At 67.5% G+C, this 24388-nt stretch carries 22 protein-coding genes; 6 read left to right on the forward strand and 16 right to left on the reverse strand.

The window, feature by feature from the left end; genetic code table 11:
• Positions 1-2: 2 nt before the first annotated feature.
• The 7 genes from ACFPN9_RS03330 to ACFPN9_RS03360 all read right to left on the reverse strand — a co-directional run bounded on the left by ACFPN9_RS03330 (position 3) and on the right by ACFPN9_RS03360 (position 6141).
• Positions 3-731 (reverse strand): hypothetical protein, encoded by a 729-nt coding sequence (locus ACFPN9_RS03330; RefSeq protein WP_156446408.1) that lies wholly within the window; start codon positions 729-731, stop codon positions 3-5.
• Positions 732-777: 46 nt separating this feature from the next.
• The gene (gene nudC, locus ACFPN9_RS03335) at positions 778-1734 is read right to left on the reverse strand and encodes an NAD(+) diphosphatase (RefSeq protein ID WP_066716761.1); all 957 of its coding nucleotides are present in this window, start codon (positions 1732-1734) and stop codon (positions 778-780) included.
• A 43-nt stretch (positions 1735-1777) separates the two neighbouring features.
• Entirely contained in the window at positions 1778-2665 is an 888-nt protein-coding gene (mmsB, locus tag ACFPN9_RS03340) for a 3-hydroxyisobutyrate dehydrogenase (RefSeq protein WP_066716760.1), read from the reverse strand.
• 109 nt (positions 2666-2774) lie between these two features.
• Entirely contained in the window at positions 2775-3929 is a 1155-nt protein-coding gene (locus ACFPN9_RS03345) for an isobutyryl-CoA dehydrogenase (protein WP_066716758.1), read from the reverse strand.
• A gap of 4 nt (positions 3930-3933) precedes the next feature.
• Positions 3934-4338, reverse strand: a complete 405-nt coding sequence (locus ACFPN9_RS03350) for a type II toxin-antitoxin system VapC family toxin (protein ID WP_066716756.1) — start codon at positions 4336-4338, stop codon at positions 3934-3936.
• Positions 4338-4595: a FitA-like ribbon-helix-helix domain-containing protein gene (locus ACFPN9_RS03355; protein WP_066716754.1), complete on the reverse strand. Its 258-nt coding sequence runs from the start codon at positions 4593-4595 to the stop codon at positions 4338-4340. Before ACFPN9_RS03355 ends, ACFPN9_RS03350 begins: the two co-directional genes overlap by 1 nt.
• Positions 4596-4644: 49 nt before the next feature.
• Positions 4645-6141, reverse strand: a complete 1497-nt coding sequence (locus ACFPN9_RS03360) for a CoA-acylating methylmalonate-semialdehyde dehydrogenase (protein WP_066716753.1) — start codon at positions 6139-6141, stop codon at positions 4645-4647.
• Between the two features lie 124 nt (positions 6142-6265).
• On the opposite strand from ACFPN9_RS03360, the gene ACFPN9_RS03365 reads away from it, so the two are divergent.
• On the forward strand, positions 6266-7189 hold the full coding sequence (locus ACFPN9_RS03365) for a LysR family transcriptional regulator (protein WP_066716750.1): 924 nt from the start codon (positions 6266-6268) through the stop codon (positions 7187-7189).
• Between the two features lie 40 nt (positions 7190-7229).
• On the opposite strand, the gene ACFPN9_RS03370 is transcribed toward ACFPN9_RS03365, so the two are convergent.
• Together ACFPN9_RS03370 and ACFPN9_RS03375 are read right to left on the reverse strand one after the other, a co-directional pair.
• Positions 7230-8975, reverse strand: coding sequence for an ABC transporter permease (locus ACFPN9_RS03370; protein ID WP_245282398.1), 1746 nt, complete (start codon positions 8973-8975; stop codon positions 7230-7232).
• On the reverse strand, positions 8972-9973 hold the full coding sequence (locus ACFPN9_RS03375) for an ABC transporter substrate-binding protein (RefSeq protein WP_066716748.1): 1002 nt from the start codon (positions 9971-9973) through the stop codon (positions 8972-8974). The genes ACFPN9_RS03370 and ACFPN9_RS03375 overlap by 4 nt, the downstream gene beginning before the upstream one ends.
• A 192-nt stretch (positions 9974-10165) precedes the next feature.
• Here ACFPN9_RS03375 and tal point away from each other — a divergent pair, with 192 nt between their 5' ends.
• Positions 10166-11122 (forward strand): transaldolase, encoded by a 957-nt coding sequence (gene tal, locus ACFPN9_RS03380; RefSeq protein ID WP_066716746.1) that lies wholly within the window; start codon positions 10166-10168, stop codon positions 11120-11122.
• 15 nt (positions 11123-11137) lie between these two features.
• On the opposite strand, the gene ACFPN9_RS03385 is transcribed toward tal, so the two are convergent.
• The 5 genes from ACFPN9_RS03385 to amaB all read right to left on the reverse strand — a co-directional run bounded on the left by ACFPN9_RS03385 (position 11138) and on the right by amaB (position 17642).
• Positions 11138-11638: a hypothetical protein gene (locus ACFPN9_RS03385; RefSeq protein WP_066716744.1), complete on the reverse strand. Its 501-nt coding sequence runs from the start codon at positions 11636-11638 to the stop codon at positions 11138-11140.
• A 108-nt stretch (positions 11639-11746) separates the two neighbouring features.
• Complete coding sequence (locus ACFPN9_RS03390; protein WP_066716741.1) at positions 11747-13417, reverse strand: thiamine pyrophosphate-binding protein; 1671 nt, start codon at positions 13415-13417, stop codon at positions 11747-11749.
• Positions 13418-13466: 49 nt separating this feature from the next.
• Positions 13467-14654: a CaiB/BaiF CoA transferase family protein gene (locus tag ACFPN9_RS03395; RefSeq protein ID WP_066716738.1), complete on the reverse strand. Its 1188-nt coding sequence runs from the start codon at positions 14652-14654 to the stop codon at positions 13467-13469.
• 110 nt (positions 14655-14764) lie between these two features.
• A complete protein-coding gene (locus tag ACFPN9_RS03400; protein WP_066716736.1) occupies positions 14765-15982 on the reverse strand; it encodes an acyl-CoA dehydrogenase in 1218 nt (405 codons plus the stop codon).
• 139 nt (positions 15983-16121) lie between these two features.
• Entirely contained in the window at positions 16122-17642 is a 1521-nt protein-coding gene (gene amaB, locus ACFPN9_RS03405; RefSeq protein WP_066716734.1) for an L-piperidine-6-carboxylate dehydrogenase, read from the reverse strand.
• 111 nt (positions 17643-17753) lie between these two features.
• On the opposite strand from amaB, the gene ACFPN9_RS03410 reads away from it, so the two are divergent.
• The 3 genes from ACFPN9_RS03410 to ACFPN9_RS03420 all read left to right on the forward strand — a co-directional run bounded on the left by ACFPN9_RS03410 (position 17754) and on the right by ACFPN9_RS03420 (position 20499).
• Positions 17754-18668 (forward strand): LysR family transcriptional regulator, encoded by a 915-nt coding sequence (locus tag ACFPN9_RS03410; RefSeq protein ID WP_066716731.1) that lies wholly within the window; start codon positions 17754-17756, stop codon positions 18666-18668.
• A gap of 88 nt (positions 18669-18756) precedes the next feature.
• On the forward strand, positions 18757-19980 hold the full coding sequence (locus tag ACFPN9_RS03415) for an NAD(P)/FAD-dependent oxidoreductase (protein ID WP_066716728.1): 1224 nt from the start codon (positions 18757-18759) through the stop codon (positions 19978-19980).
• Between the two features lie 12 nt (positions 19981-19992).
• On the forward strand, positions 19993-20499 hold the full coding sequence (locus tag ACFPN9_RS03420; protein ID WP_066716726.1) for a DinB family protein: 507 nt from the start codon (positions 19993-19995) through the stop codon (positions 20497-20499).
• An 8-nt stretch (positions 20500-20507) separates the two neighbouring features.
• Here ACFPN9_RS03420 and ACFPN9_RS03425 read toward each other — a convergent pair whose 3' ends face one another.
• Entirely contained in the window at positions 20508-21014 is a 507-nt protein-coding gene (locus tag ACFPN9_RS03425) for a hypothetical protein (protein ID WP_066716722.1), read from the reverse strand.
• 195 nt (positions 21015-21209) lie between these two features.
• Here ACFPN9_RS03425 and ACFPN9_RS03430 point away from each other — a divergent pair, with 195 nt between their 5' ends.
• Positions 21210-22409, forward strand: a complete 1200-nt coding sequence (locus ACFPN9_RS03430; protein WP_377815778.1) for a M20 family metallopeptidase — start codon at positions 21210-21212, stop codon at positions 22407-22409.
• A 136-nt stretch (positions 22410-22545) separates the two neighbouring features.
• Here the strand turns inward: ACFPN9_RS03430 and ACFPN9_RS03435 are convergent, their stop codons facing one another.
• Positions 22546-24387, reverse strand: a complete 1842-nt coding sequence (locus ACFPN9_RS03435) for a glycoside hydrolase family 15 protein (protein WP_082735152.1) — start codon at positions 24385-24387, stop codon at positions 22546-22548.
• Position 24388 lies beyond the last annotated feature (1 nt).

A 24388-nucleotide genomic window follows, 5' to 3' on the forward strand; every position in this document is an offset into this window, starting at 1 on the left:
CATCAGAAACTCTCCCGAACGAAAGAATGAAAATACGGCCTGAATCCCGGTCTGTCAGCGGACACGTTTCGCAATTCTTCCCGACGCGCGACGAGAAACGGCAACTGCTTTTCGATTCCCCGCGTGATCGTTTCGCCGAACAACCACTTCGGCCACGGCATCGGCAGCAGGTTGAATGGCCAGATGCCGGGCGCGACGGTCTCGATGCTTGCGCTCTTGAGCGCGTAGCCGGAACCGCAGACAGCTTCGAATCCGTGCGGCGCGATGACCTTGGCGCTGTTCGGGTCTGCAAGATCGGAAAAGGTCACCAACGTGGGAATGGTCTCACCCACCAGCGCAACGCGCGTGCCGATAGGTAACTCTGCGACCTCGATCGGAGCTCGCTTGAGATAACCCTGCGGACTCAGGCCGAAAAAGGCCTGCGACACGAGCGTCTGCAGATTGCCCGCGTCGCCGCGCGGGCCTTGTGCCAGAAGCGCGACAAGGTTCTTGCCCTCGCCGAGATCGATAAAGGTTGCCTCTCCCCTCGAACTGATTCCGCGTGACGACCAGCCGAAACTCGGCCCAAAGAAGACGCGAATGACGCTCGAGCCTTGGCGGAGTCCCGCCGGGGTTTCGACCGTAAGCGAGATGCGATACGCAAATTCGCGGCTGTAGATGGCATAATAGCCGAGTAACAGGAGTGCCGGCGACAGGATCAACAACGCCAGGCAAGAATAGCAGCGCTTCACTGACCTATGATCCCTGCTGAGAAGGCGCTCTACCGATCGCTCCTGATCAAGCCGTCTCACCCTCGACCGCCCAGGCTCGCAGCAGCGTGTTGGCGATGGCGAGATGCTGCGGGCTGGTGAAGCCCTCGGGATGGGTGCCCTCCAGCATCGCCAGCGCCTCGTCGCGGGTGAACCAGCGCCCGGCCTCGAGCTCGGTCATGTCGAGGACGATCTCGTCGTTCAGCGCCTCCGCGATGCAGCCGATCATCAGCGAGGAGGGGAAGGGCCAGGGCTGTGAGGCGATGTAGCGGACGGTGCCGACGCGCAGGCCGGCCTCCTCCCAGCTTTCGCGGCGCACCGCATCCTCGAAGGTCTCGCCCGGTTCGACGAAGCCGGCGATGCAGGAATACATCCCCGGTGCGAAACGCGCCTGGCGCGCCAGCAGGCAGGTCTCGCCGCGCGTCACCAGCATGATCACGACCGGGTCGGTGCGTGGGAAGTGCTGGGCGCCGCAGGCGCTGCATTCGCGCTTCCAGCCCGACGCGCCGAGTTGGGTCGGTCCGCCGCACTGGGCGCAGCAGCGGTGGCGCGCATGCCAGTCCAGCAGCGCCTTGGCCTGGCCGAGCGGGCCGACCTCGTCCTCCGGAACCAGCCGCTTCAGCGCGACCGAGCGCAGATCGCTGACCACGAGCTCCGGCCGTGCCCGCAGCACCTCCGCCTGGGACCGGTCCAGCAGCCGCCCGAAGCGCGGGGCGCCATCGGGCGCCAGGCCGAGGAAGGCCTCCTCCAGCCCGTCGCCGAGGGACTGCGTCTCGCCATGGGTGAACCAGATCGAGAGCGCCTCGCCGTCGAGCTTCTTCAGGATCGGCGTCTCGCCGGCGACGACCGCGATGCGCGTGTCCGAGCGGTGGCGCAGCGCGTTGACGGCGTCGGGGTTGTTGCGCAGGTCCTCGCGCCGGTCGAGCTTGTTGACGGCGAAGCCGGTGAGGGCCGAGCGTTCGCGGGGACGGGAGGCGTCGTTCATGCCCTCCGTCCTAAACCCCGCTCCCGCCCCCACGCAAGCACGGTTATGTGGCGCTGCGGCCGCGCAGCAGATGGACGATGGCGGAGAAGTCCGCTCCGCCTTCGCCCCAGGCGTTGTGGAGCCCGTAGAGCTGGGTGGCCGCCGCGCCGAGCGGCGTCGAGGCGCCGGCCGCCTGGGCGGCCTCCTGCGAGAGCTTGAGGTCCTTCAGCATCAGGGCCGAGGCGAAGCCGGGCTTGTACTCGTTGTTGGCCGGCGAGGTCGGCACCGGGCCGGGCACCGGGCAATAGGTCGTCAGCGACCAGCACTGGCCCGACGAGGTCGAAGCGACGTCGAACAGCGCCTGATGCGACAGGCCAAGCTTCTCCGCCAGGACGAAGGCTTCCGACACGCCGATCATCGAGATGCCGAGGATCATGTTGTTGCAGATCTTGGCGGCCTGGCCGTTGCCGGCGGCGCCGCAATGCACGATGCGCCGGCCCATGGCCTTCAGGATCGGCTCGCCCAGCGCGAAGGCCTCCTCGGAACCACCGACCATGAAGGTCAGCGTGCCGCCCTTGGCCCCGCCCGTGCCGCCCGAGACCGGCGCGTCGAGCGAGAGGCAGCCGCGCTCGCCGGCCAGCCCATGTGCCTTGCGCGCGCTTTCGACATCCACGGTCGAGCAGTCGATGATCAGGGCGCCGCTCTTCACGCGGGGCAGCACGTCGCCCCAGACCGAGAGGACATGCTTGCCCGCCGGCAGCATGGTGACGACGATATCGGCGTCCGCGACGGCCTCCTGCGCCGATCCTGCGATCGCCACGCCGAGTTCGGCCGCGGCGTCCTTCGACGCCTGGACCAGATCGAAGGCGCGGACCTCATGCCCCGCCTTGACGAGGTTCCCGGCCATCGGGCCGCCCATATTGCCGAGGCCGATGAAGGCGATGCTGGTCATCAACGTGTCCTCCCGTTGGTTGCGACGTCATGGTCGGCCTTGAGCCGACCATCTCCTGCCGGAGCTTCTCGGATCTGAGCTTCGCTCCGCCAGAGAATGACGCCGAATCTCAATTCCCCTTGGCCCGGCCGACGAGCCCGCGCGCCACGATCATCCGCATCACCTCGTTGGTGCCCTCCAGAATCTGGTGGACGCGCAGGTCGCGGACGATCTTCTCGATCCCATAATCGGCGAGATAGCCGTAGCCGCCATGGATCTGCAGTGCCTCGTTGGCGACGGTGAAGCCCGTGTCGGTCGCGACGCGCTTGGCCATTGCACAGAGCTTGGTGGCGTCCGGCGTCTTGGCGTCGAGCGCCGCTGCAGCCCGCCAGAGCAGGCTGCGCGCGGCCTCCAGTTCCGTGGCCATGTCGGCGAGCTTGAACTGCAGCGCCTGGAAATCCGCGATGCGCGAGCCGAAGGCCTTGCGCTCCTGCGCATAGGCCAGCGCCCTGTCGAGCGCCCCTTGCGCGCCGCCGAGCGAGCAGGCGCCGATGTTGAGCCGCCCGCCATCCAGCCCCGCCATGGCGATCTTGAAGCCGATGCCCTCGGGTCCCAGCCGGTTGGCGACGGGCACGCGGCAGTTCTCGAAGATCACGGCCCGCGTCGGCTGCGCATTCCAGCCCATCTTCTTCTCGTTGGCGCCGAAGGAAAGGCCGGGCGTGCCCTTCTCGACGACGAGCGTCGAGATGCCCGAGGGACCGGCCTCGCCGGTGCGGACCATCACGACATAAAGGTCGGAGACGCCGGCGCCGGAGATGAACTGCTTCTGGCCGTCGAGGATGTAGTGGTCGCCGTCGCGGACCGCCTTCGTCTTGAGCGCAGCGGCGTCCGAGCCGGCGCCGGGCTCGGTCAGGCAGTAGCTCGCCAGATGCTCCATCGTGCAGAGCTTCGGCAGGAAAGCCGCCCGCTGCTCGGCCGAGCCGTAGCGGTCGATCATCCAGGCGCACATGTTGTGGATCGAGATATAGGCCGCGACCGTCGGGCAGCCGGTCGAGAGCGCCTCGAAGATCAGCGCCGCATCGAGCCGCGTGAGGCCGGAGCCCCCGACATCCTCGGCGATGTAGATGCCGCCCATGCCGAGCGCCGCCGCCTGGCGCATCTCGTCGACCGGGAAATGCTTCTCCTCGTCCCAGCGCATCGCGTTGGGCGCCAGCGTCTCGGCGGCGAAGGCGGTGGCCATGCCCTGAATGGCGAGCTGATCTTCGGAGAGGGCGAAGGCGGTCATAGGGTCAAGCCTCGATCAGATGGATCAGACGGGCGTAGCCCGTGCCAGCGAGCTTGCGCGCGAACCGCGCATCGGAGGTGGCGAGGCGAGCGCCGCGCCTTTCCGAAAAGGCCAAAAAAAGACAGTCTGCGCACGGATGGACGAGTTCCAGCGACAACTCGAGCGCACGCGAAACCTCCGGCACGCTTGGTTCGATCGGTACGAGCCCTTCTGCGAAATCGTAAGCGGCACGCGCGAACTCAGACGTAACGGCATTGCGCCGGACCGATCGCGTCAATGCATTGGCCAGCTCGATGCGGATCAGGTCCGGCGCCAACAAGGTCTCTGCCTCAGCCATGGCCGTCCTTGCAGTGTGACTGCGAGGGCCATCGACCACCGCGTCGAACAGCACGCTGGTGTCGACGATCATCACAGATCGCGTTCCCAATCGTCCGCTTCATCGCGGATCTCTCGGACGATTTCGGCCCCGCTTATGTTCACTTTCGGGAAGCCGTGTTCGCGCTCGAACTTCTCGAACAGAGCCTTCCGATCCGCGCCGGTCAGCGGAGCACCACGCGTCAACGCGAGGCTGGCTTCGTGCTGCAGTGATGTACCGTTGAGTTCGGCCTTGAGCTTCAATCGCCGCACCACCGCCTCCTCGACATCGCGGATCAGCAGATTGCCCATGCCACACCTCCCTTGCTAGCAAAGATGATAGCAAGGGAGGTGGTCGTTCTCAACCCATCGTCGGGATGACGAAGCTCGCGCCGTCCTTGATGCCGCTCGGCCAGCGCGCCGTCACCGTCTTGGTCTTGGTGTAGAAGCGGATCGAGTCCGGGCCGTGCTGGTTCAGGTCGCCGAAGGACGAGCGCTTCCAGCCACCGAAGGTGTAATAGGCCAGCGGCACCGGGATCGGCACGTTGATGCCGACCATGCCGACCTGAACCTTCGAGGCGAAGTCGCGTGCCGCGTCGCCGTCGCGGGTGAAGATCGCGGTGCCGTTGCCGTATTCGTGGTCGTTGGTGAGCTTCAGCGCCTCGTCATAGCTCTCGGCGCGCAGCACGGAGAGGACCGGCCCGAAGATCTCCTCCTTGTAGATGCGCATGTCCTTGGTGACGTTGTCGAACAGGCAGCCGCCGACATAGAAGCCGTTCTCATAGCCCTGCATCGTGAAGCCGCGGCCGTCGACGAGGAGCTTCGCGCCTTCCTGCACGCCGATATCGACGTAGTTCTTGATCTTCTCCATGGCGGCCTTGGTGACGACCGGGCCGTAATCGGCGGTGACGTCCGTCGAGGGGCCGACCTTCAGGCTCTCCACGCGGGGGATAAGCCGCTTCACCAGCTCGTCGGCCGTGGCCTTGCCGACGGGCACCGCGACCGAGATCGCCATGCAGCGTTCCCCGGCCGAGCCGTAGCCGGCGCCGATCAGCGCATCGACCGCCTGGTCCATATCGGCGTCGGGCATGATGATCATGTGGTTCTTGGCGCCGCCGAAGCACTGCACGCGCTTACCGGCCGCGCAGCCGCGAGCGTAGATATACTCCGCGATCGGCGTCGAGCCGACGAAGCCGACGGCCTTGATGTCGGGGTCGTCCAGGATGGCGTCGACCGCCTCCTTGTCGCCGTTGACGACGTTGAGGATGCCGGGAGGACCGCCCGCCTCGATGAACAGCTCGGCGAGGCGCATCGGCACGCCGGGATCGCGCTCCGAGGGCTTCAGGATGAAGGCGTTGCCGCAGGCGATCGCGGGGCCGAGCTTCCAGAGCGGGATCATCGCCGGGAAGTTGAACGGCGTGATGCCCGCGCAGACGCCGAGCGGCTGGCGCAGCGAATAGATGTCGATGCCGGGGCCGGCGCCGTCGGTGAACTCGCCCTTCATCAGGTTCGGCACGCCGAGCGAGAACTCGACGACCTCGACGCCGCGCTGGATGTCGCCCTTGGCGTCGGGAATGGTCTTGCCGTGTTCGCGGGCGAGCAGTTCGGCCAGTTCGTCATTATTCTGCGCGATCAGGTCGAGGAACTTCATCAGCACGCGGGCGCGGCGCTGCGGGTTGACCGCGGCCCATTTCGGCTGCGCCTCGGCGGCATTCTCGACAGCGGCGCGCAGCTCGGCGACCGAGGCCAGCGCGACCTTGCCGATCACCGAGCCGTCCATCGGCTGGAAGATGTCGGCGCTGCGCCCCGAGGTGCCGGCGACATGCTTGCCGCCGATGAAGTGCCCGACCTGACGCATCGCGTCCTCCCCTACCAATGGTGATGGCTCGAAATTCCGCTCTCCCCTACCATTCCTGTTTGCGCACGGCTATAGCGGAAGCCGGGCCGACGGCGTGCGGAAAAGCAAATACCGGGGAGTGGCGATGGAGCGGTTCGACTGGGATGATCTGCGCTTCTTCCTCGCCGTGGCCCGCTCCGGCCGGCTGACCGCCGCCGCCCGGCGCCTCGGCGCCGATCACGCCACCGTTTCGCGTCGCATCACCTCGCTGGAGGAATCGCTCAAAGCCAAGCTCTTCGAGCGGCGCCCGCAGGGCTATACGCTGACGGCGCATGGCGAGCGTCTGCTGGTCCGCGCCGAGAACATGGAAACCGATGCGCTGGCGATCCAGAGCGACATCGGCGGCGCCGACATGGCGCTGGCCGGCACGGTCCGGATCGGCGCGCCGGACGGCTTCGGCACGGTCTTCCTCGCACCGCGACTGGCCAAGCTCGCCGGCGTCTATCCCGGCCTCGAACTCCAGCTCATCGCCATGCCCCGGCTGCTCTCGCTCTCGAAGCGCGAGGCCGATGTCGCGATCACGCTCGCCCCGCCGAAGGAGGGCAAGGTCGTCGCGCGCAAGCTCTCGGACTACCGCCTCGGCCTCTACGCCAGCCGGGATTATCTCGACGCCATGCCGACGGTGACGAAGCCTGAGGACCTCTTCTCCCACCGCATCGTCGGTTACATCGACGATCTGATCTTCACCCCCGAACTCGACTATCTCGACGAAATCGCCAAGGGCCTCCGCGCCCAGGTGCAGAGTTCGAGCGTGCTGGCGCAAATGAACGCTGTCGTCTCCGGAGCGGGCATCGGCGTGATCCACCACTTCATGGCGGCGGACGAGCCGAGGCTGGTGCCGGTGCTGCCCGAGACGGTCTCGATCACGCGCTCCTTCTGGATGCTCGTCCATGCCGATCTGAAGGACGTGGCCCGCGTCCGGGCGATCGTCGATTTCATCGTCCGCGAGGCCAAGGCGAACCGCGCCTTGCTGATGGGCGAGACACAGGCGGCGGCGTCGCCGGCCTGACCGCTCGGGCTGCGATGCGGCTCGTCAGTGCGACTGCGTGCTAGATTCGCCAGGGCAGGACGTTGCCGGGAAACCGCTTCGCCAGCCGGTCGAGCGTCAGCATGGCGGCGAGGATCACCGCGGACGCGCTGATCGCGACGGCCGCCGCCTCGCCGGCGAGACCCGCTTCCTTGAGAGAGAAAAGCACCACGCCGAGTGTTTCGGTGCCTGACGACCAGAGCAGGGCCGAGACGGTCAGCTCGTTGAAGGCGACGAGGAACACCATCAGCGCACTCACCACCGCTGCCGGGGCGAGAATGGGCGCCACGATGAAGCGCAGCATCTGCCAGAGCGTCACGCCGTCGAGCTTTGCGGCATCCTCGTGATGCGCCTCGATCTGCGCCATGGCGGCCAGCGGCGCCTTCAGCGCCAGCGGCAGGAAGCGCGCCAGATAGGCGAAGAGGATGATGAAGGGCGTGGCGTAGATGCTCACGCCCAGCAGCGGCAGCGGCTTCAGGAACATCAGGATGCAGGCGATGGCGAGCACCACGCCCGGCAGCGCATAGGGCAGCTCGATCACCGCCTCGACGATCCGGCGGAGCTTCCCCATCCGCCGCTCCAGAGCATAGGCGAAGGCAATCGAGCCGAGCGCCAGGATCAGCGCGGCGCTGCCGGCGAAGAGGAAGGAGTTGCGAAAGGCCCGCATCGTCACGTCCTGCCGCAGCAGAACCTCGGCGAATTTCTCGAAGGTCAGGCTCTGCCAGGTCAGGGCGACACCGAGCGCCGGCGTCAGCGCCTCTGCCAGCAGAGCCAGGAAGGGCAGGCCGAGCTTGACTGCGAGCAGGAGCAATAGCGCGCCGGTGACGAAGGGCCGCGCCCGGCCGAGCGTCCAGAACGGCTCGAGCGGCCGCTCGATCTCGACCTTGCCGCCGGCCCGCCGCGTCGCCAGCATGCCGGCCGCAATGCCCAGCGCCGCGACCAGCCCGACGAGGATCGAGAGTGCGGCGGCGTCCGGCAGGCCGGCCGGACCGAAGCTCGACAGGCGCCGGTAGATCAGCGTCGGCAGCGTCAGATAGTTCACCGGCAGGCCGAGCAGCGCGGGAATCCCGAAATTGCCGATGCCGGCCACGAAGGCGAGCAGCGCCGCGGCGATGATCTGCGGACGCAGCACCGGCAGCAGCACGCGGCCGATGATGGTCGCCGGTCCCGCGCCCTCCATCTGGGCGGCCTCGATCAGCGAATGAGGCACGCTGCGCAGCCCGGTCCAGAGCGTGATGGCGACGAGCGGGGCGTGGTGCAGCGCCATGACCAGCGCGATCCCGCCACGACCGAGCAGCGGGTTCGGCGTGCCCGGAGGCGGGGCGAGGCCGATCAGCGCCAGGATCGGTGATTGCGGCGCGAACAGGCTGAGAAAGGCGAGCGCGGCGACCTGCGGCGCGATCATCATCGAGAAGACGAGGGCGAAGGCGATCGGCCTCTTGCCGCGCATGTCGGTGACGCTCAGCAGGATCGCCGCCGCGCCGCCGATCAGCAGCGCGCCGAGTGCCGAGAGGCCGGCCGTCTCGAGCGTGTGCAGTGTCGCATTGATCGCGGAGCGGCTGGCGAGCAGGGCGAGGGCGTCGGCGGGCGCGAACTGCCCGCCGGGCGCGAGGGCGGCGCCCGCCAGACGCAAGAAGGGCAGGCCGCCGAGCAGGACCGCGATGGCGGCGACCAGCACGGGCAGCCCCAGCCCCGCCGGCAGGGCGGGGCGCCGCCAGGACGGGCGGCCGGGCGCCTCCCGCCAGCCGGTCTGGGCGGCGAGCGTCACTCGAAGATCGCGCTGAAGCGCTTGCGGGCGGCGGGCTCGTCGGCCAGCGCCTTGGCGGCATCGAACGGCATCAGCTTGATGGCGCTGCGGGCAGGGTAGCCGGCGGGCAGGGCGACGTCGGGATGTGCCGCGACATAGCCCTGCTTGAGGGCGAGTTCCTGGCCTTCCTTGGACAGCAGGAAGTCGACGAAGGCCTTGGCGGCTTCGGGGTTCTTGCTGGTCTTCAGGATCGCGACCGGCTCGCTGACGGCGGAGACGCCTTCGCTCGGGAAGACGAACTCGACGGGCGCGCCCTTGGCCTTCTCGCGGATCGGCATGAAGTCGACGATCATGCCGTAGAGCTTCTCGCCCGTGGCGACCTGGCGGAGGATGTCGCCATTGGCGCCGGCAGCAAGGGCGCCATTCTTCTGCAGCGCCTCATAGAAGCCCCAGCCGGTCGGCAGGTTGCTGTTGAGCGTGATCGTGTGGATCATCGCCGCACCCGAATTGAGGGGGCTCGGCATCGCCACGAGGTTCTTCGCTTCGGGCTTCGTCAGGTCGAGCCAGCTCGACGGCTTCAGCGGCGCCTTGGTGTTGTAGACGATGCCCGTGGTGATCAGTTTGGTCGCGAACCAGAATTTCGCCTTGTCGTGCACGCCGGCGGGGTAGGCCGAGATGTCGGCCTTGTCATGCGCCAGCAGGCGGTCTTCCTTCTTGAGGCCTTCCATGGTGACCGCGTCGGCGATCAGCAGCAGGTCGGGCTGGGGCGCGCCCGCCTCGAACTCGGCCCGCAGTTTCGCCATGACGCGCGGCGTCCCGTCGCGCACGAAGCTGATCTCGACCTTGGGATGCTTGGCCTTGAAGGCGTCGATGGTCTGCTGGGCGTCGGTGTTGGGCTGGCTCGTGTAGAGGACGAGCTTGCCTTCGACCGCTGCGGCCTGGCCTGCAAGCAGGAACGCGGCCGAAAGGCTGGCGAAGAGGCCGGTGGCAAGGGCGCGGGGGAACGCCTTGAAGCGCATGGTGGTCTCCTTTGCGGATGCCCGGAACGGGGCCTGCGCTGGCGGTAGTCTGCGCATATGACATATCCATGAAAGCGTCGTCATCTGCCCGGCTGTCACGGATGCGGGCGCGGCTGCTCGCGTTGCCGGGTTGACCCTTCCACCTCGCCGTCCCACTTTCGGGCTCCACGCCCAGCCTTCCACAGGACCGACATGACTGCCTCAAAGCTCGACCAGCTTCGCCAGATGACCACTGTCGTTGCCGATACCGGCGACATCGAAGCGGTCCGCCGGCTGAAGCCCGTCGATTGCACGACCAATCCGACCCTGATCCTCAAGGCTGTCGAGACGCCGGCCTATGCCGATCTGGTCGAGGAGGCCGTGACCTGGGGCAAGAAGGCTGGCGGGGGAGAATCGACGGTCCATGCCGTCTGCGATCGGCTGGCCGTGACCTTCGGCGCCGAGCTGACGAAGATCGTCCCTGGTCGGGTTTCGACCGAGGTCGACGCCGATCTCTCCTTCGACACGCAGGCGACGATCGATAAGGCACGCGCCATCATTGCCGCGTATCAGGAGCGGGGGATCGAGAAGGACCGTATCCTGATCAAGATCGCCTCGACCTGGGAGGGCATCCAGTCTGCCAGGGTTTTGCAGGCCGAGGGCATCGACTGCAATTTGACGCTGCTGTTCAGCCTGCCGCAGGCCGTCGCCTGCGCTGACGCCAAGGCCTTTCTGATCTCGCCCTTCGTCGGGCGGATCCTCGACTGGCACGTCAAGGCCGGTGGCGGTCCCTACACGGCCGAGACCGATCCGGGCGTGGTGTCGGTGCGCACGATCTACGACTACTATAAAGCTCACGGCATCGAAACGGTCGTGATGGGCGCGTCCTTCCGCAATACCGGCGAGATCGAGGCCCTCGCAGGTTGTGACCGGCTGACGATTGGGCCAGGGCTGCTCGATGAACTCGCCGCCGCGCCCGGCGAGCTGCCGCGCAAACTCTCTCCCGATACGCCGCGCGAGGCGCCGGCCCGTCTTCATCTCGACGAGAAGGCTTTCCGCTTCGCACTCAATGAAGATGCGATGGCGACAGAAAAGCTGGCGGAGGGCATCCGCGGCTTCGTCAAGGACCTGCGCGCACTGCGCAAGCTGGTCGCCGCGCGCCTCGTCTGAGGCGTCTCGCGTCGATCAGGGGGCTTTCGCTTCGGCCTGCGCGGTGATGGCGGGCTTCGGCGGGGCCGTGGCGCCCTCGAAGAAGCTGCGTCCGCCCGCCGCGGCGGTCTCGAGCTGGGCCTTCCAGCCCTTGCTGTCCTTGCCGGCGCTGAGGGCGGTGAAGTCGCTGCGCCGACCGTCGCCGCCGCGTCCGCCCTGATAGACCATCACGCCCTGCGCGGTGACGACGATGTCGCCGCGCCGCAGGGTCGGGTCCTTCAGATACCAGTTCGGGTCCGAGGATGGATCGAGCTGAACGACCGGCGGCTTCGGCTTGGACGAGACCTCGGGTGCCTTCTGGCGGGGCAGCACCTGTCGCGGCTCGTCATATTCATAGATCGGCGTTGCGCGCAGGCGCGGACCGCCACCGAAGATGGCGCGACCCAGCTCCTCGAAGATGTTGGCCGCCTGCGCCGGCGCTCCCGCCGCCGCGATCACGGCCACCAGCCCCACCATCGTCGCTCGCCGCGCCATCATCGCACCATCCTCCGTCAATCGGCTGATCAACGAGCAATGGTCGCAAAAGGTTCAGCCCCGGTTCACCGAAGCGGTTAACATTTTTGGCGCGGCAGGCGGAGCGTTCGGTCAGCGCTTCGCCGCCAGCGCCTCTGCGCGGATGGTGGAGAGCGAGCGGGCCGGCGTGATCGCCTCGGGATCGAGCAGACAGTGGATGATGGCAGGCTTGCCGGAGGCCTGCGCCCGCTCGAAGGCAGGGCCGAATTCCGCGGTCGTCTCGACGCGCTCGCCATGACCGCCGAAGGCCCGCGCATAGGCGGCGAAATCGGGGTTCTTCAGCGTCGTCGCCGAGACGCGGCCCGGATACTCCCGCTCCTGATGCATCCGGATGGTGCCGTACATGCCGTTGTCGACGACGATGACGATGACCGGCAAATCGTACTGAACGGCCGTGGCGAAGTCCTGCCCGTTCATCAGGAAGCAGCCATCGCCGGCGAAGGCGACGACGGTGCGCTCCGGATAGAGCCGCTTGGCGCCGATGGCTGCCGGAACGCCATAGCCCATCGAGCCCGAGGTCGGCGCCAACTGCGTCGCGAACTTGGTGAAGCGGTGGAAGCGGTGCACCCAGGTCGCGTAATTGCCGGCGCCGTTGCAGAGGATCGCGTCCTCCGGCAGGTGGTTGCGCAGCCAGCGCACCATCTCGCCGGGATGGAACGTGCCGGCGACCGGCGCCGGCTGCTCGCTCCAGCCGAGATAGGCTTCATGCGCCGCAGCCGCCGCACCGGCCCAGGGGATCTGCTGCGGGGGATGCACCGTCTCCAGCGCGGCGCAGAAAGCGGTGGGCGAGGCGTTGATCGCCAGCGTCGGGCGATAGACACGTCCCAGCTCCTCCGGATCCGGATGGACATGAACCAGCGGTCGGCCGGGATTGGGAATGCCGAAGAGGGTATAGGACTGGCTCGGCATCTCCGAGAGCCGCCCGCCGACGAGGATGACGAGATCGCTCTCCTTGATCCGCGCCAGCAGCTTCGGATTGGGGCCGATGCCGAGATCGCCAGCAAAATTCGAATGGGTGGCCGGGAACAGCATCTGCCGCCGGAAGGACACCGCGACGGGAAGATCGAACCGCTCGGCGAAGCGCTGGAAGCGCTCGATCGCCTGAGGGTTCCAGCGCGAGCCGCCCAGGATCGCGATGGGCGACTTCGCCGCCCAGAGCCGCTTCTGCAGGTCGATCGTCTGCAGCAGGGAAGGGTGGGTCTCGGTGACCTGGTAAGGCTCTGCGTCCACCGCCTCGACGACGTCGGTCAGCATGTCCTCGGGCAGCGCGATCACCACCGGGCCGGGCCGGCCCGAGGTCGCGACATGGAAGGCGCGGCTGATGATCTCGGGGATGCGCTCGGCCTGGTCGATCTCGGTCGCCCATTTCGTCATGGTGCCGAAGACGGCGCGATAGTCGAGCTCCTGGAAGGCCTCGCGCTCGCGCATCGAGCGGTCGATCTGGCCGACGAAGAGGATCAGCGGCGTCGAATCCTGATGCGCGATATGGACGCCCGGCGAGGCGTTCGTGGCACCCGGCCCGCGGGTGACGAAGCAGATGCCGGGCTTTCCCGTCAGCTTGCCGGCGGCTTCGGCCATCATGCAGGCGCCGCCCTCGGCCCGGCAGATCGTGACCCTCAACTTGGCGTCGTGCAGCGCGTCGAGCACGGCGAGATAGCTCTCGCCGGGCACGCAGAACGCGTCGGTCGCGCCATGGATCAGGAGTTGGTCGACGAGGATCTGCCCGCCGGTGCGTAGTGCCATAGCCACATTCCTCTCGCGGCTCCTCAAATCGAGGGCCGTGTACGTCACATTATCCGAGGCGCCCGCCCCAGGCCGGGTCGTTCAACACCTCGTCGGCATGTTCGCCCAGCCGCGGGCTCGGACGCGGCGAGACCTGCCGGACTCCGTCCATGACGATCGGCGAGGCGACCGTGGGAATCGCGCCGCCCTTCGCCTCGGCGCTGGCGAGATCGACCCGGACGCCGCGCGCGACCACCTGCGGATCGGCGAAGACCTCGTCGACGGCATTGATCGGGCCGGCCGGGACACCGACCTTCTCCAGCGCCGCCAGCAGGTCGGCCTTGGTGTAGCGCTGGCAAAGGGCATGCAGCCTTTCGGTGAGCGCGACGCGGTTCTTCACCCGCGAGCGGTTGTCGACATAGGCCGGGTCGTCCGCCAGACCTGCCTCACCCAACACCTCGCAGAGCTTGCGCCACTGCCCATCATTTCCGGTGGCGATGATGATGTGCCCGTCCGCGACGGGGAACACGTCATAGGGCACGATATTGGGGTGCGCGTTGCCCAGCCGTGGCGGCAGATTGCCCGAGACGAGATAGTTCAGTGCCTGGTTGCCGAGCACGGCGATCTGGCTGTCGAGCAGCGCCATGTCGAGCGTCGCGCCCTCGCCGGTTGCATCGCGCCGCCGCAGCGCCGAGAGGATGCCGATCGTGGCGTAGAGCCCGGTATAGATATCCGCCGTCGCATAGGCCGCCTTCATCGGCGCGCCCTCCGGCTCGCCGGTCAGCGACATCACCCCGCCCATGCCCTGGACCAGGAAGTCGTAGCCCGCGCGCGGCGCATAGGGGCCGGTCTGGCCGAAGCCCGTGACCGAGCAGTAAATCAGTCGCGGATAGGCGGCTCGCAGCGAGGCGGCGTCGAGCCCGTATTTCTCTAAGCCCCCGACCTTGAAGTTCTCGACCACGACATCGGCATGGGCGGCGAGCCTGCGCACCAGCGCCTGGCCCTCGGGTGTCCGGAAATCGGCGGTGATCGAGCGCTTGCCGCGATTGGCGGAGTGGAAATAGGCGGCCGAGAGATGCTCCTCGCCCGCGCCCTCGACGAAGGGCGGCCCCCATTTGCGGGTGTCGTCGCCCTCGGGCGCCTCGACCTTGACGACATCGGCGCCGAGATCGGCCAGCACCTGGCCGATCCAGGGCCCGGCGAGGATACGCGCGAGTTCGAGGACGCGCAGGCCGGCGAGGGGAGGGGTGACGGTCATGGCGCCTTTGGCTCGACGTCATGGTCGGGCTTGACCCGACCATCTCCGGGGAAGTTCACGCGGGGCGAGATGCCCGGGTCAAGCCCGGGCATGACGGCTGCCGGACACGCTCAGAAAAACGCCTGCAGCCCGGTGACGGCCCGGCCGAGGATCAGCGCGTGGACGTCATGCGTGCCCTCATAGGTGTTCACCGTCTCGAGGTTCGCCGCATGGCGCATCACGTGGTACTCGATCTGGATGCCGTTGCCGCCATGCATGTCGCGGGCCTGGCGGGCGATGTCCAGCGCCTTGCCGCAATTGTTGCGCTTGACGAGGCTGATCATCTCCGGGGCCATCTTGCCCTCGTCCATCAGCCGGCCGACGCGGAGCGAGCCCTGCAGGCCGAGCGTGATCTCGGTCAGCATGTCCGCGAGCTTCTTCTGGTAGAGCTGCGTCTGGGCGAGCGGCTTGTTGAACTGCTTGCGGTCGAGCCCGTACTGGCGCGCGCGATGGAAGCAGTCCTCGGCCGCGCCCATCACGCCCCAGGAAATGCCGTAGCGCGCCCGGTTGAGGCAGCCGAACGGGCCTTTAAGGCCGGAGACGTTGGGCAGCAGGTTCTCTTCCGGCACGATCACGCCGTCCATGACGATCTCGCCGGTGATCGAGGCGCGCAGGCTGAGCTTGCCCCCGATCTTCGGGGCCGAGAGCCCCTTCATGCCCTTCTCGAGGATGAAGCCGCGGATCTGGTTGTCATGCGCGGCCGACTTCGCCCAGACGACGAAGACGTCGGCGATCGGCGAGTTCGAGATCCACATCTTCGAGCCGGTGAGGCGATAGCCGTCGGCAACCTTCTCGGCGCGGGTCTTCATCCCGGCCGGGTCGGAGCCGGCATCGGGCTCGGTCAGGCCGAAGCAGCCGACCCACTCGCCCGAGCCGAGCTTGGGCAGGTACTTCTTGCGCTGGGTCTCGTCGCCATAGGCGTAGATCGGGTACATCACCAGCGAGGACTGCACCGACATCATCGAGCGATAGCCGGAATCGATCCGCTCGACCTCGCGAGCGACCAGCCCGTAGGAGACGTAGTTGGCGCCGGCGCAGCCATACTCCTCCGGCACGGTCACGCCGAGAAGGCCGAGCTCGCCCATCTCGTTGAAGATGGCGCGGTCGGTCTTCTCCTCGAGATAGGCTTCCGCCACGCGCGGCTGCAGCTTCTCCTGCGCATAGGCCCGCGCCGTGTCGCGGATCAGGCGCTCATCCTCGGTCAGCTGCTCGTCGAGCAGGAAGGCGTCGTCCCAGGTGAATTCGGCCAGCTTGTGGCTGGTGCTGTGGCTGCGGGCGGCTTCGGCCATGGTCGTCTCCCTCATCGTTCCTGCTCACCGTCATTGCGAGGAGCGTAGCGACGAAGCAATCCAGGGGGCGTCGAGCGCGGCCGCTCCTGGATTGCTTCGCGATGCTCGCAATGACGGTGTGGTTCCTCGGCTTTGTTCGTCACGCATCCACATCGAAGCTGACGCCCTGCGCCAGCGGCAATGTCGTACCGTAATTGAGCGTATTCGTGGCCCGGCGCATATAGGCCTTCCAGGCGTCGGAGCCGGCCTCGCGGCCGCCGCCGGTTTCCTTCTCGCCGCCGAAGGCCCCGCCGATCTCGGCGCCGGACGGGCCGATATTGACGTTGGCGATACCGCAATCCGAGCCCTCGCTCGAGATGAAGGTCTCGGCCTCGCGCATGTCGAGCGTGAAGATCGAGGAGGACAACCCGGCGCCGACGGCGTTCTGGATCGCGATCGCCTCGTCCAGCGTCTTGTACTTCATGACGTAGAGGATCGGCGCGAAGGTTTCGCGGGCGACCGGTCCGGTCTGCGCGGGCATTTCGACGATCGCGGGGCGGACATAGAAGCCCCCGGTTCCGACCGTGACGCGCTCGCCACCATGCACCGTCCCGCCGGCGGCCTTCGCCTCTGACAGTGCCGCCTGCATGCCCTTGAAGGCGGCCTCGTCGACCAGCGGGCCGACCAGAACGCCCGCTTCGCGCGGATCGCCGATCTTCACGCTGGCATAGACCTTGATGAGCTTGGGGATCAGCGCGTCATAGACGCTCTCATGCACGATCAGGCGGCGCAGCGTGGTGCAGCGCTGCCCCGCCGTCCCCATGGCCGCAAAGGCGATGCCGCGCAGCGCGAGGTCGAGATCGGCCGACGGGGCGACGATTGCCGCGTTGTTGCCGCCGAGTTCGAGGATGGCGCGGGCGAAGCGGGCGGCGAGCTTCTGGCCGACCTCCTGACCCATCCGGGTCGAGCCCGTGGCCGAGACGACCGGGACACGGTGATCCTGCACGAGGATGTCGCCGATCTCGCGCCCGCCGATCAGCACCTCCGACAGGCCGGCGGGCGCCTCGGGGCCGAAGCGTTTCATCGTCTTCTGGACGATCGCCTGAACCGCGAGCGCGGTCAGCGGGGTCTTCTCGGAGGGCTTCCAGGCGACGCTGTCTCCGCAGACGAAGGCGAGCGCGGCGTTCCAGGACCAGACCGCGACGGGGAAGTTGAAGGCCGAGATCACGCCGCAGACGCCGAGCGGATGCCAGGTCTCCATCATGCGGTGGTTCGGGCGCTCGGTCGCGATCGTCAGGCCGTAGAGCTGGCGCGACAGCCCGACGGCGAAATCGCAGATGTCGATCATCTCCTGGACCTCGCCGAGGCCCTCCGAGGTCACCTTGCCGGCTTCCATCGTCACCAGCAGGCCGAGATCGTCCTTGGCCGCACGAAGCTCCTCGCCGAGCAGGCGCACGAATTCGCCGCGGCGCGGCGCCGGCACCTTGCGCCAGGTCAGGAAGGCGGCATGCGCCCGGCCGATGGCGGCCGAGGCCTCGGCGGCGCTCGTCTCCCGCAGGGTCGCGACGCTCTCGCCCGTGATGGGCGAGCGGGCGGCGAGACCGGTTGTGGCGAAGGCGGCATCCGTGACGCCGAGACGCTTCAGCAGCGCGAGTGCGTCCTGGGGGAGACTGGTGGTCATGATGCGTCCTGGGCGAGGCTCGGCCGGATGGAGATTTAAGGCGGGCTAGAATGCCCCCTTCCGCCCCGCCCGGGCAACCGATATGTTCTCACGACTTGATGAGAAGGACTCATGAACCTCGAGATCGTCCCAGGCCGCCTCACCGTGCCGTCGCTGTCTGCCCTGGCGGCCTTCGAGGCGGCGGCGCGCCATGGCAGTTTCACGCGCGCGGCGGAGGAGCTGAACCTGACGCAGGGGGCCGTCAGCCGGCAGGTCGCGCATCTCGAGACGGTGCTGGGCGTTGCCCTGTTCCAGCGCGCAAGGCAGCGCGTCGCGCTGACGCCGGCGGGTGCCGCCTATGCCGCCGAGATACGCGACGGACTCTCGCGGCTGGCGGCGGCCACCGTCTCGACCATGGCCTTCCGGGGCGCGGGCGGTGTGCTGAACCTCGCCATTCTCCCGACCTTCGGCACGCGCTGGCTGATCCCGCGCCTGCCGCGCTTCACCGAGGCGCATCCCGGCATCACCATCAACTTCACCACGAAGCTCGTGCCCTTCGACTTCGCGCGCGAGCCGCTCGATGCGGCGATCCATTTCGGTGATCCTGTCTGGCCGGGCGCGCGGCTGCACCGCCTGATGGGCGAGGAGATCGTGCCCGTCGCGGCGCCGGGCCTGGTGGCGCGCCTGGGCCTCAAGGAACCCGCCGACATGCTCAGGGGCTCGCTGCTGCAGCAATCGACGCGGCCCCGCGCCTGGGCCAACTGGCTCGAGCAGCAGGGTCTGCCGCCACAGCGGGCACTGATGGGGCCGCGCTTCGAACAGTTCGCCATGGTCTCTCAAGCGGCCGTCGCCGGGCTGGGGCTCGCCATCGTGCCGCGATTCCTGGTCGAGGAGGAACTTCGCTCCGGCTCGCTGGTCATCCCCTTCGATCGCCCGGTCACTGGGACGGAAGGCTATTACCTCGTCTACCCGGAGACCCGTGCGGAACTGCCGGCGGTCGTGGCCTTTCGCGACTGGCTGCTTGCCGAGTGCGAGATGGCGAGCTGACTCGACAAGTTTCGCCGGCCGCGCCATTCATGCGCAGCGTTCATCAACCGGGTCGCAGCGCGCACCCTTCTCTGACTCGGAACCCGCCATGTCGTCTTCGTCCGAATCCGCCGACGTCGTCATCTGCGGCGGCGGGGCCCTTGGCTCCTCGGTCGCCTATCACCTCGCGGCCGATCCCGGCTTCACGGGCAGGATCGTCGTCGTCGAGAAGGACCCGACCTATCGCTACGCCGCCTCGGCGCTGTCGGCCGCCTCGATCCGCCAGCAATATTCGAGCGCGGTGAACATCCGGATCTCGCTGCACGGCATCGAGTTTCTCCGCGACATCGGCGCCCATCTGGCTGTCGATGGCGAGGCACCGGTGATCGATCTGCACGAGGGTGGCTACCTCTATCTGGCGGGTGAGGAGGGGGCTCCCGTGCTCGCCGCCAACCAGGCGCTGCAGGCCGCCGAGGGCGCCGATATTGCGCTTTATGCTGCGCCCATGCTGCGCAGCAAATTTCCCTGGATGAACATCGACGACATCGCCTGCGGCAGCTTCGGCGTCAGCGGCGAGGGCTGGTTCGACGGCTGGGCCTTGTTGCAAGCGTTTCGCAAGAAGGCGCGGTCGCTCGGCGTCGACTACCGCCAGGGGGAGGTGGCCCGTTACATCGTCGAGAACGGGCGCGTCACCGCCGTCGAACTCGCCGACGGCAGCCGCATCGCCTGCGGCGCGGCGGTGAACGCCTCGGGCACGCATGGCGCTCGCCTCGCCGCGACGGCCGGCGTGACGATCCCGGTCCGCTCGATGAAGCGCTATGTCTTCTCCTTCCTCTGCAAGGGCGAGGTCGACAACTGCCCGCTGCTGATCGACCGCAGCGGCTCCTGGTGCCGGCCGGAAGGCAAGCGCGGCAGCGACGGCCAGCTCTTCATCGGCAGTTGCTCGCCGCTGACGCCCGAGCAGGACCGGGAGTGGATCGAGACCGACGCGGATGTCGAGGATGTCGATTGGGGCTTCTTCGAGGAGGTCGTCTGGCCGGCGCTCGCCCACCGTATTCCGGCCTTCGAGCAGATCAGGCCGGGCCGTGCCTGGGCCGGCCCCTACGACATGAACGAGCTCGATCACAACGCCATCGTCGGCCCGGCGGTTGGCCTGTCGGGGCTCTACCTCGCCAACGGTTTTTCGGGTCATGGTCTGCAGCAGGCGCCGGCGGTCGGGCGCGGCATCGCCGAGCACATCCTGCATGGCGGCTATCGCACACTCGATCTCAGCGATCTCGGCCATGAGCGGATCGTTGAGGGCCGGCCGCTCTTGGAAACCAACGTCATCTGAGCGGAGGCGGCAGTGATCGACACGGCCTATGCGCGGACGATGGCGCGCTACAACGCCTGGCAGAACGAGTGCCTCCTGACCGCTGCCGCCACGCTGAACGACGCGGCCCGCCGGCAGGATCGCGGCGCGTTCTTCAAGTCCATCCATGGCACGCTCTGCCATCTGCTCTGGGCCGACCGCATGTGGCTTTCGCGCTTCGCCGGCACACCGAAGCCGACCCACCGCATCCACGAATCCGCCGACCTCGTCGCGGACTGGGCCGACCTCGTCGCGCAGCGGCAGGCCTTCGACGTCACGATCCTGGAGTGGGCGCGCGGGCTGTCTCCCGAATGGCTGGCCGACGACATGGTCTGGTTCTCCGGCGCGACGCAGCGCGAAATGCGCAAGCCCCGCGCGCTGCTGGTCGTCCATCTCTTCAACCATCAGGCCCATCATCGCGGCCAGATCCACGCCATGCTGACGGCGGCCGGCGCGAGGCCGGACGACACGGACCTGATGCTGCTTGAGCCGGAGGGCTGAGCCTGCCGTCAGGTTTCGGTGGCTGCCGCGCGAAGCTGCGGCTCGTCGCGCTCGCCGCCGGTCCGGTCCGGCGGCACCACAGCCGTGGCGTTCTGGCTGAGCTTCTGGAACAGGCCGAGCCCGACCATCGACGTCGCGGCCAGGAAAACGAGCAGCCCCGGATAGACGATGTCGCCCATCGTCTCGCGTGAGGTCTTGGCGATCAGCACGAGAGCCTCGAGATGCAGTGCGATGATGATGATGGTCATGAACTTGGTCAGCGACCCACGCGCCTCGGCCGGACGCCGCAACTCCCGGTCTGACAGAACCTCCTCCTCGAAAAGGAACTTGCCGACATCGGCGACCGCCACCGCGATGATGATCAGGCTGATGCCGTCGAGCATCGACCCCAAAGCATTTTCGCCGGTCCAGAAGCCCGTCGCTGTGCGCCAGACGGCGACGGCGATGAGCAGGATCGCCGCCGCCAGCAGCGTGAAGGCAATCATCGTGTAAAGCAGACGGCTGAACAGCGTCATGGAAGTCCCCCCGACCCGACCTGCGGGCCCGGGTGATAACGGTGGCGGCTGGGCGTGGTTCCCTTGCGGGAACCGCGTTGTCGATCTCCATTTTTGCGCGGGATCGCCCTCCGCGCAGCGCTACCCGGCCCGCTTTGGCATCGCTATGCTGCACAACCTGTCCCATACGGAACCATGAGAGCAGCGATGAGCACGATGACTCCGGAAGAAGCCAAGGTCACGGCCTGGCTCGCCGAACGCAAGGACGCGATGGTCGCGTTGTTGCGCGAGATGGTCGACACGGATTCCGGCTCCTACGACAAGGAGGGTGTCGATCGCGCCGGGCAGGTGCTCGCCCGCTTCCATGAGCGCAACGGTCTCGCAGTCGAGATCATTGCGAATGGCCGCTATGGCGATGCGGTCAAGGCGCGCCTGCCGAATCCCACCGCCAACGACCAGCGCCCGGTGCTGCTGCTCGGCCATCGCGACACCGTCTTCCCGAAAGGCGAGCCGACGCGCCGGCCGTTCTCGATCAAGGATGGCCGGGCCTATGGGCCGGGCGTCGCCGACATGAAGGCCGGCCTCGTGATCGAGGCCTTCGTCGCCGCAGCCTTTGCCGAATGCGGCGGCCTCTCCGCGCCGCTGACGATGCTGACGACGAGCGATGAGGAGATCGGCTCGCCGTCCTCGCGCCCGGTGATCGAGGCGGCGGCGCGGGAATCGCGCTGCGCCTTCAATGCCGAGCCCAGCCGCCTCCCGGCGGGTAGCGGCTTCGCGAAGGACCGGCGGCAATCGGTCACCAGCGGCCGCAAGGGCGGCGTCTTCATGCGCGCCGAATTCACCGGCAAGCCGGCCCACTCCGGTGCGAACTACGAGAAGGGCGCTTCGGCCATCGTCGATCTCGGCCACAAGATTCCGAAGCTTCAGGGCCTCACCGATCTGGAGAAGGGCATCACGGTCAATGTCGGGCTGATCGGCGGCGGCCAGACCGTCAACACGGTCGCGCCCCATGCCTGGTGCGAGATCGACCTGCGCTACGTCACCGCCGCCCAGCGGGCCGAACTGGTCGAGGCCATCCGCGCCATCGTCGAGACGCCGGTTGTCGTGGGGACATCGGCCGCCCTGACCATCAAGGGCGAGTTCCTGCCACTGGAAGGCACCCCGGACTCGCAGAAGCTGTTCGAGACCTATCGCGACGCTGCGGCCGGCTTCGGCATCGCCACCATCGCCGAGTTCACCGGCGGCTGCGCCGATTCCGGCTTCACCGCGGCACAGGGCTGCCCGACGCTCTGCAGCGTCGGCCCCATCGGCGGCATGGCGCATACGCCGGACGAATTCCTCGAGGTCGAGAGCATCGTGCCCGCCGCGCAGGTGCTGGCCCTGTCGGTGATGCGCGCGGCGAAGCTGATGGAATGAGGCCGGCCGGCCCCGCTCCGTCGTCATGGTCGCCCTTGTGGCGACCATCCACTGCGTCGCGGGTTGAGCACGGTGTTCAAGAGGTGGATGCTCGGGACAAGCCCGAGCATGACGGCGTCGGACCGCGCGACTGCCGTCAGAACGCTTCTTCCCAGTTGCGGCTCAGCCGCATGGCCGAGTTGATCATCCCGACATGGGAATAGGTCTGGGGGAAGTTGCCCCAGAGTTCGCCCGTCTCCAGATCGGCATCCTCCGACAGCAGGCCGAAGCTGTTGCGCCGCTGCAGGATGCGGCCGAATAGGGCCTTCGCCTCCTCGCGCCGGCCGATCGCGTGCAGCGCATCGACATACCAGAAGGCGCAGATGAGGAAGCCGGTGTGCATGAAGCCGAAATCATCCTGCGTCGCGTAGCGCAGCAGCAGATCGCCGCGCGTCAGATCCCGGCCGATCGCCTCCACGGTGGCGACGTAGCGCGGGTCGTCCGCCTTGAGGAAGCCGAGCTCGGCGAAGAGCAGCAGCGTCGCGTCGAGATCCTCCCCGCCGAAGGTCGAGACGAGGTGGCCCTTCTGCGCGTTCCAGATGTTGTCGAGGATCACGCTCTTGAGGCGCGTCGCCTCGCCCTCCCAGTAATCGCTGCGGTCGGCGCGTCCGAGCGTCGCCGCGATGCGGGCGAGCCGGTCGCAGGCTGCCCAGCACATCACGCTCGAGAAGGAGTGCACCGCCTCCTTCTCGCGCAGCTCCCAGGGCCCCGCATCGGGCTTGTCGAAAGAGGTGACGGCCAGTTGACCCATCCGCTCGAGCTGGCCGAACAGGGATTCCTTGCCGGGCTGGATCAGGCGCTGGTCGAAGAACGCATGCGTCGCCGCGAGCACAACGGCGCCATAGCCGTCGTTCTGGATCTGGATCGCCGCGCCATTGCCGAACCGCACCGGCTGATGGCCGCGATAGCCCGATAGGGTCGCGGCCTCGAATTCGCGCAGCGACCCGCCCCGCGTGATCGGATAGAGCGGCGGCAGATGATCGGCGCCGCTCTCGGTGAAGCTGTCGACGATGTTGGTGATGAAGTTGAGATAATCCTCCATCGTCCTGGTCGTGCCGAGGCGGTTGAGGGCATGGACGACGAAATAGGCATCCCGCAGCCAGCAGAAGCGGTAGTCCCAGTTGCGCTGGGTGCCCGGCGCCTCCGGGATCGAGGTTGTAAGCGCGGCGACGATGGCGCCGGTTTCCTCGAAGGCGCAAAGCTTCAGCGTGATCGCAGCGCGGATCACCTCGCGCTGGTATTCGAAGGGCAGCGAGAGCGAGCGCACCCAGTCGCGCCAATAGTCTGTCGTCTTGTCGAGAAACTCGCGCGAGGTCTCCTCGATCTCGGCGCGTAAGGCTTCGTCAGAGCCGATGAAGAAGGAATAGGGCCGCTCCACCGCGAAGGGTACGCCGTCCACGACATAGGAGATGGGGGCGTCCGTCGTCAGCCGGATCGTCTGGTCGGCGCCGACGAACCGCACATGGTTGGAGCCGCGCGTGATCTCGTCAGGCTCCTCGCCGATGCCGAGCGCGGGCTTCACGATGACACGGATGCGCGGCCGTCCTGAGACGCGACGCACGCGCCTGACGATTTGCGGTGGCCGGAAGAAGCGCTCGTAGCGGACGAAGCGGGGCGCGAAATCGAGAATCTCGATGGCATTGCCGTGATCGTCGGACAAAACAGAGGACAGGATCGCGGTGTTGTCCAGGTAAGTCTGTTCGCAGCGCGTCATGCCGACGAGTTCGATCGCGAAGACGCCCTTGCGCGGCATCGCATCGCCATCCTCCGCCTGATTGTCGATCAGCGCACAGAACACAGGGTCGCGGTCGAACCGCGGGAAACAGCCCCAGACGATCCGGGCGCGCCGGTCGATGAGAGCGGCGATCGAGCAGTTGCCGATCACGCCGAGGTCGAGCGAGGCCGAGTGGGGCCCCGCGGGCATCGTCGAAACAGTCATG

Origin of the sequence: Allobosea massiliensis (genome assembly GCF_042655245.1) — a bacterium.
Classification (GTDB): domain Bacteria; phylum Pseudomonadota; class Alphaproteobacteria; order Rhizobiales; family Beijerinckiaceae; genus Allobosea; species Allobosea massiliensis.

Bases quoted from the DNA above. Each gene is read 5' to 3' on its own strand.
- nudC (WP_066716761.1), bottom strand. From the start codon at position 1,734: ATGAACGACGCCTCCCGTCCCCGCGAACGCTCGGCCCTCACCGGCTTC.
- mmsB (WP_066716760.1), bottom strand. From the start codon at position 2,665: ATGACCAGCATCGCCTTCATCGGCCTCGGCAATATGGGCGGCCCGATG.
- ACFPN9_RS03345 (WP_066716758.1), bottom strand. From the start codon at position 3,929: ATGACCGCCTTCGCCCTCTCCGAAGATCAGCTCGCCATTCAGGGCATG.
- ACFPN9_RS03350 (WP_066716756.1), bottom strand. From the start codon at position 4,338: ATGATCGTCGACACCAGCGTGCTGTTCGACGCGGTGGTCGATGGCCCT.
- ACFPN9_RS03355 (WP_066716754.1), bottom strand. From the start codon at position 4,595: ATGGGCAATCTGCTGATCCGCGATGTCGAGGAGGCGGTGGTGCGGCGA.
- ACFPN9_RS03360 (WP_066716753.1), bottom strand. From the start codon at position 6,141: ATGCGTCAGGTCGGGCACTTCATCGGCGGCAAGCATGTCGCCGGCACC.
- ACFPN9_RS03365 (WP_066716750.1), top strand. From the start codon at position 6,266: ATGGAGCGGTTCGACTGGGATGATCTGCGCTTCTTCCTCGCCGTGGCC.
- ACFPN9_RS03375 (WP_066716748.1), bottom strand. From the start codon at position 9,973: ATGCGCTTCAAGGCGTTCCCCCGCGCCCTTGCCACCGGCCTCTTCGCC.
- tal (WP_066716746.1), top strand. From the start codon at position 10,166: ATGACTGCCTCAAAGCTCGACCAGCTTCGCCAGATGACCACTGTCGTT.
- ACFPN9_RS03385 (WP_066716744.1), bottom strand. From the start codon at position 11,638: ATGATGGCGCGGCGAGCGACGATGGTGGGGCTGGTGGCCGTGATCGCG.
- ACFPN9_RS03390 (WP_066716741.1), bottom strand. From the start codon at position 13,417: ATGGCACTACGCACCGGCGGGCAGATCCTCGTCGACCAACTCCTGATC.
- ACFPN9_RS03395 (WP_066716738.1), bottom strand. From the start codon at position 14,654: ATGACCGTCACCCCTCCCCTCGCCGGCCTGCGCGTCCTCGAACTCGCG.
- ACFPN9_RS03400 (WP_066716736.1), bottom strand. From the start codon at position 15,982: ATGGCCGAAGCCGCCCGCAGCCACAGCACCAGCCACAAGCTGGCCGAA.
- amaB (WP_066716734.1), bottom strand. From the start codon at position 17,642: ATGACCACCAGTCTCCCCCAGGACGCACTCGCGCTGCTGAAGCGTCTC.
- ACFPN9_RS03410 (WP_066716731.1), top strand. From the start codon at position 17,754: ATGAACCTCGAGATCGTCCCAGGCCGCCTCACCGTGCCGTCGCTGTCT.
- ACFPN9_RS03415 (WP_066716728.1), top strand. From the start codon at position 18,757: ATGTCGTCTTCGTCCGAATCCGCCGACGTCGTCATCTGCGGCGGCGGG.
- ACFPN9_RS03425 (WP_066716722.1), bottom strand. From the start codon at position 21,014: ATGACGCTGTTCAGCCGTCTGCTTTACACGATGATTGCCTTCACGCTG.
- ACFPN9_RS03430 (WP_377815778.1), top strand. From the start codon at position 21,210: ATGACTCCGGAAGAAGCCAAGGTCACGGCCTGGCTCGCCGAACGCAAG.
- ACFPN9_RS03435 (WP_082735152.1), bottom strand. From the start codon at position 24,387: ATGACTGTTTCGACGATGCCCGCGGGGCCCCACTCGGCCTCGCTCGAC.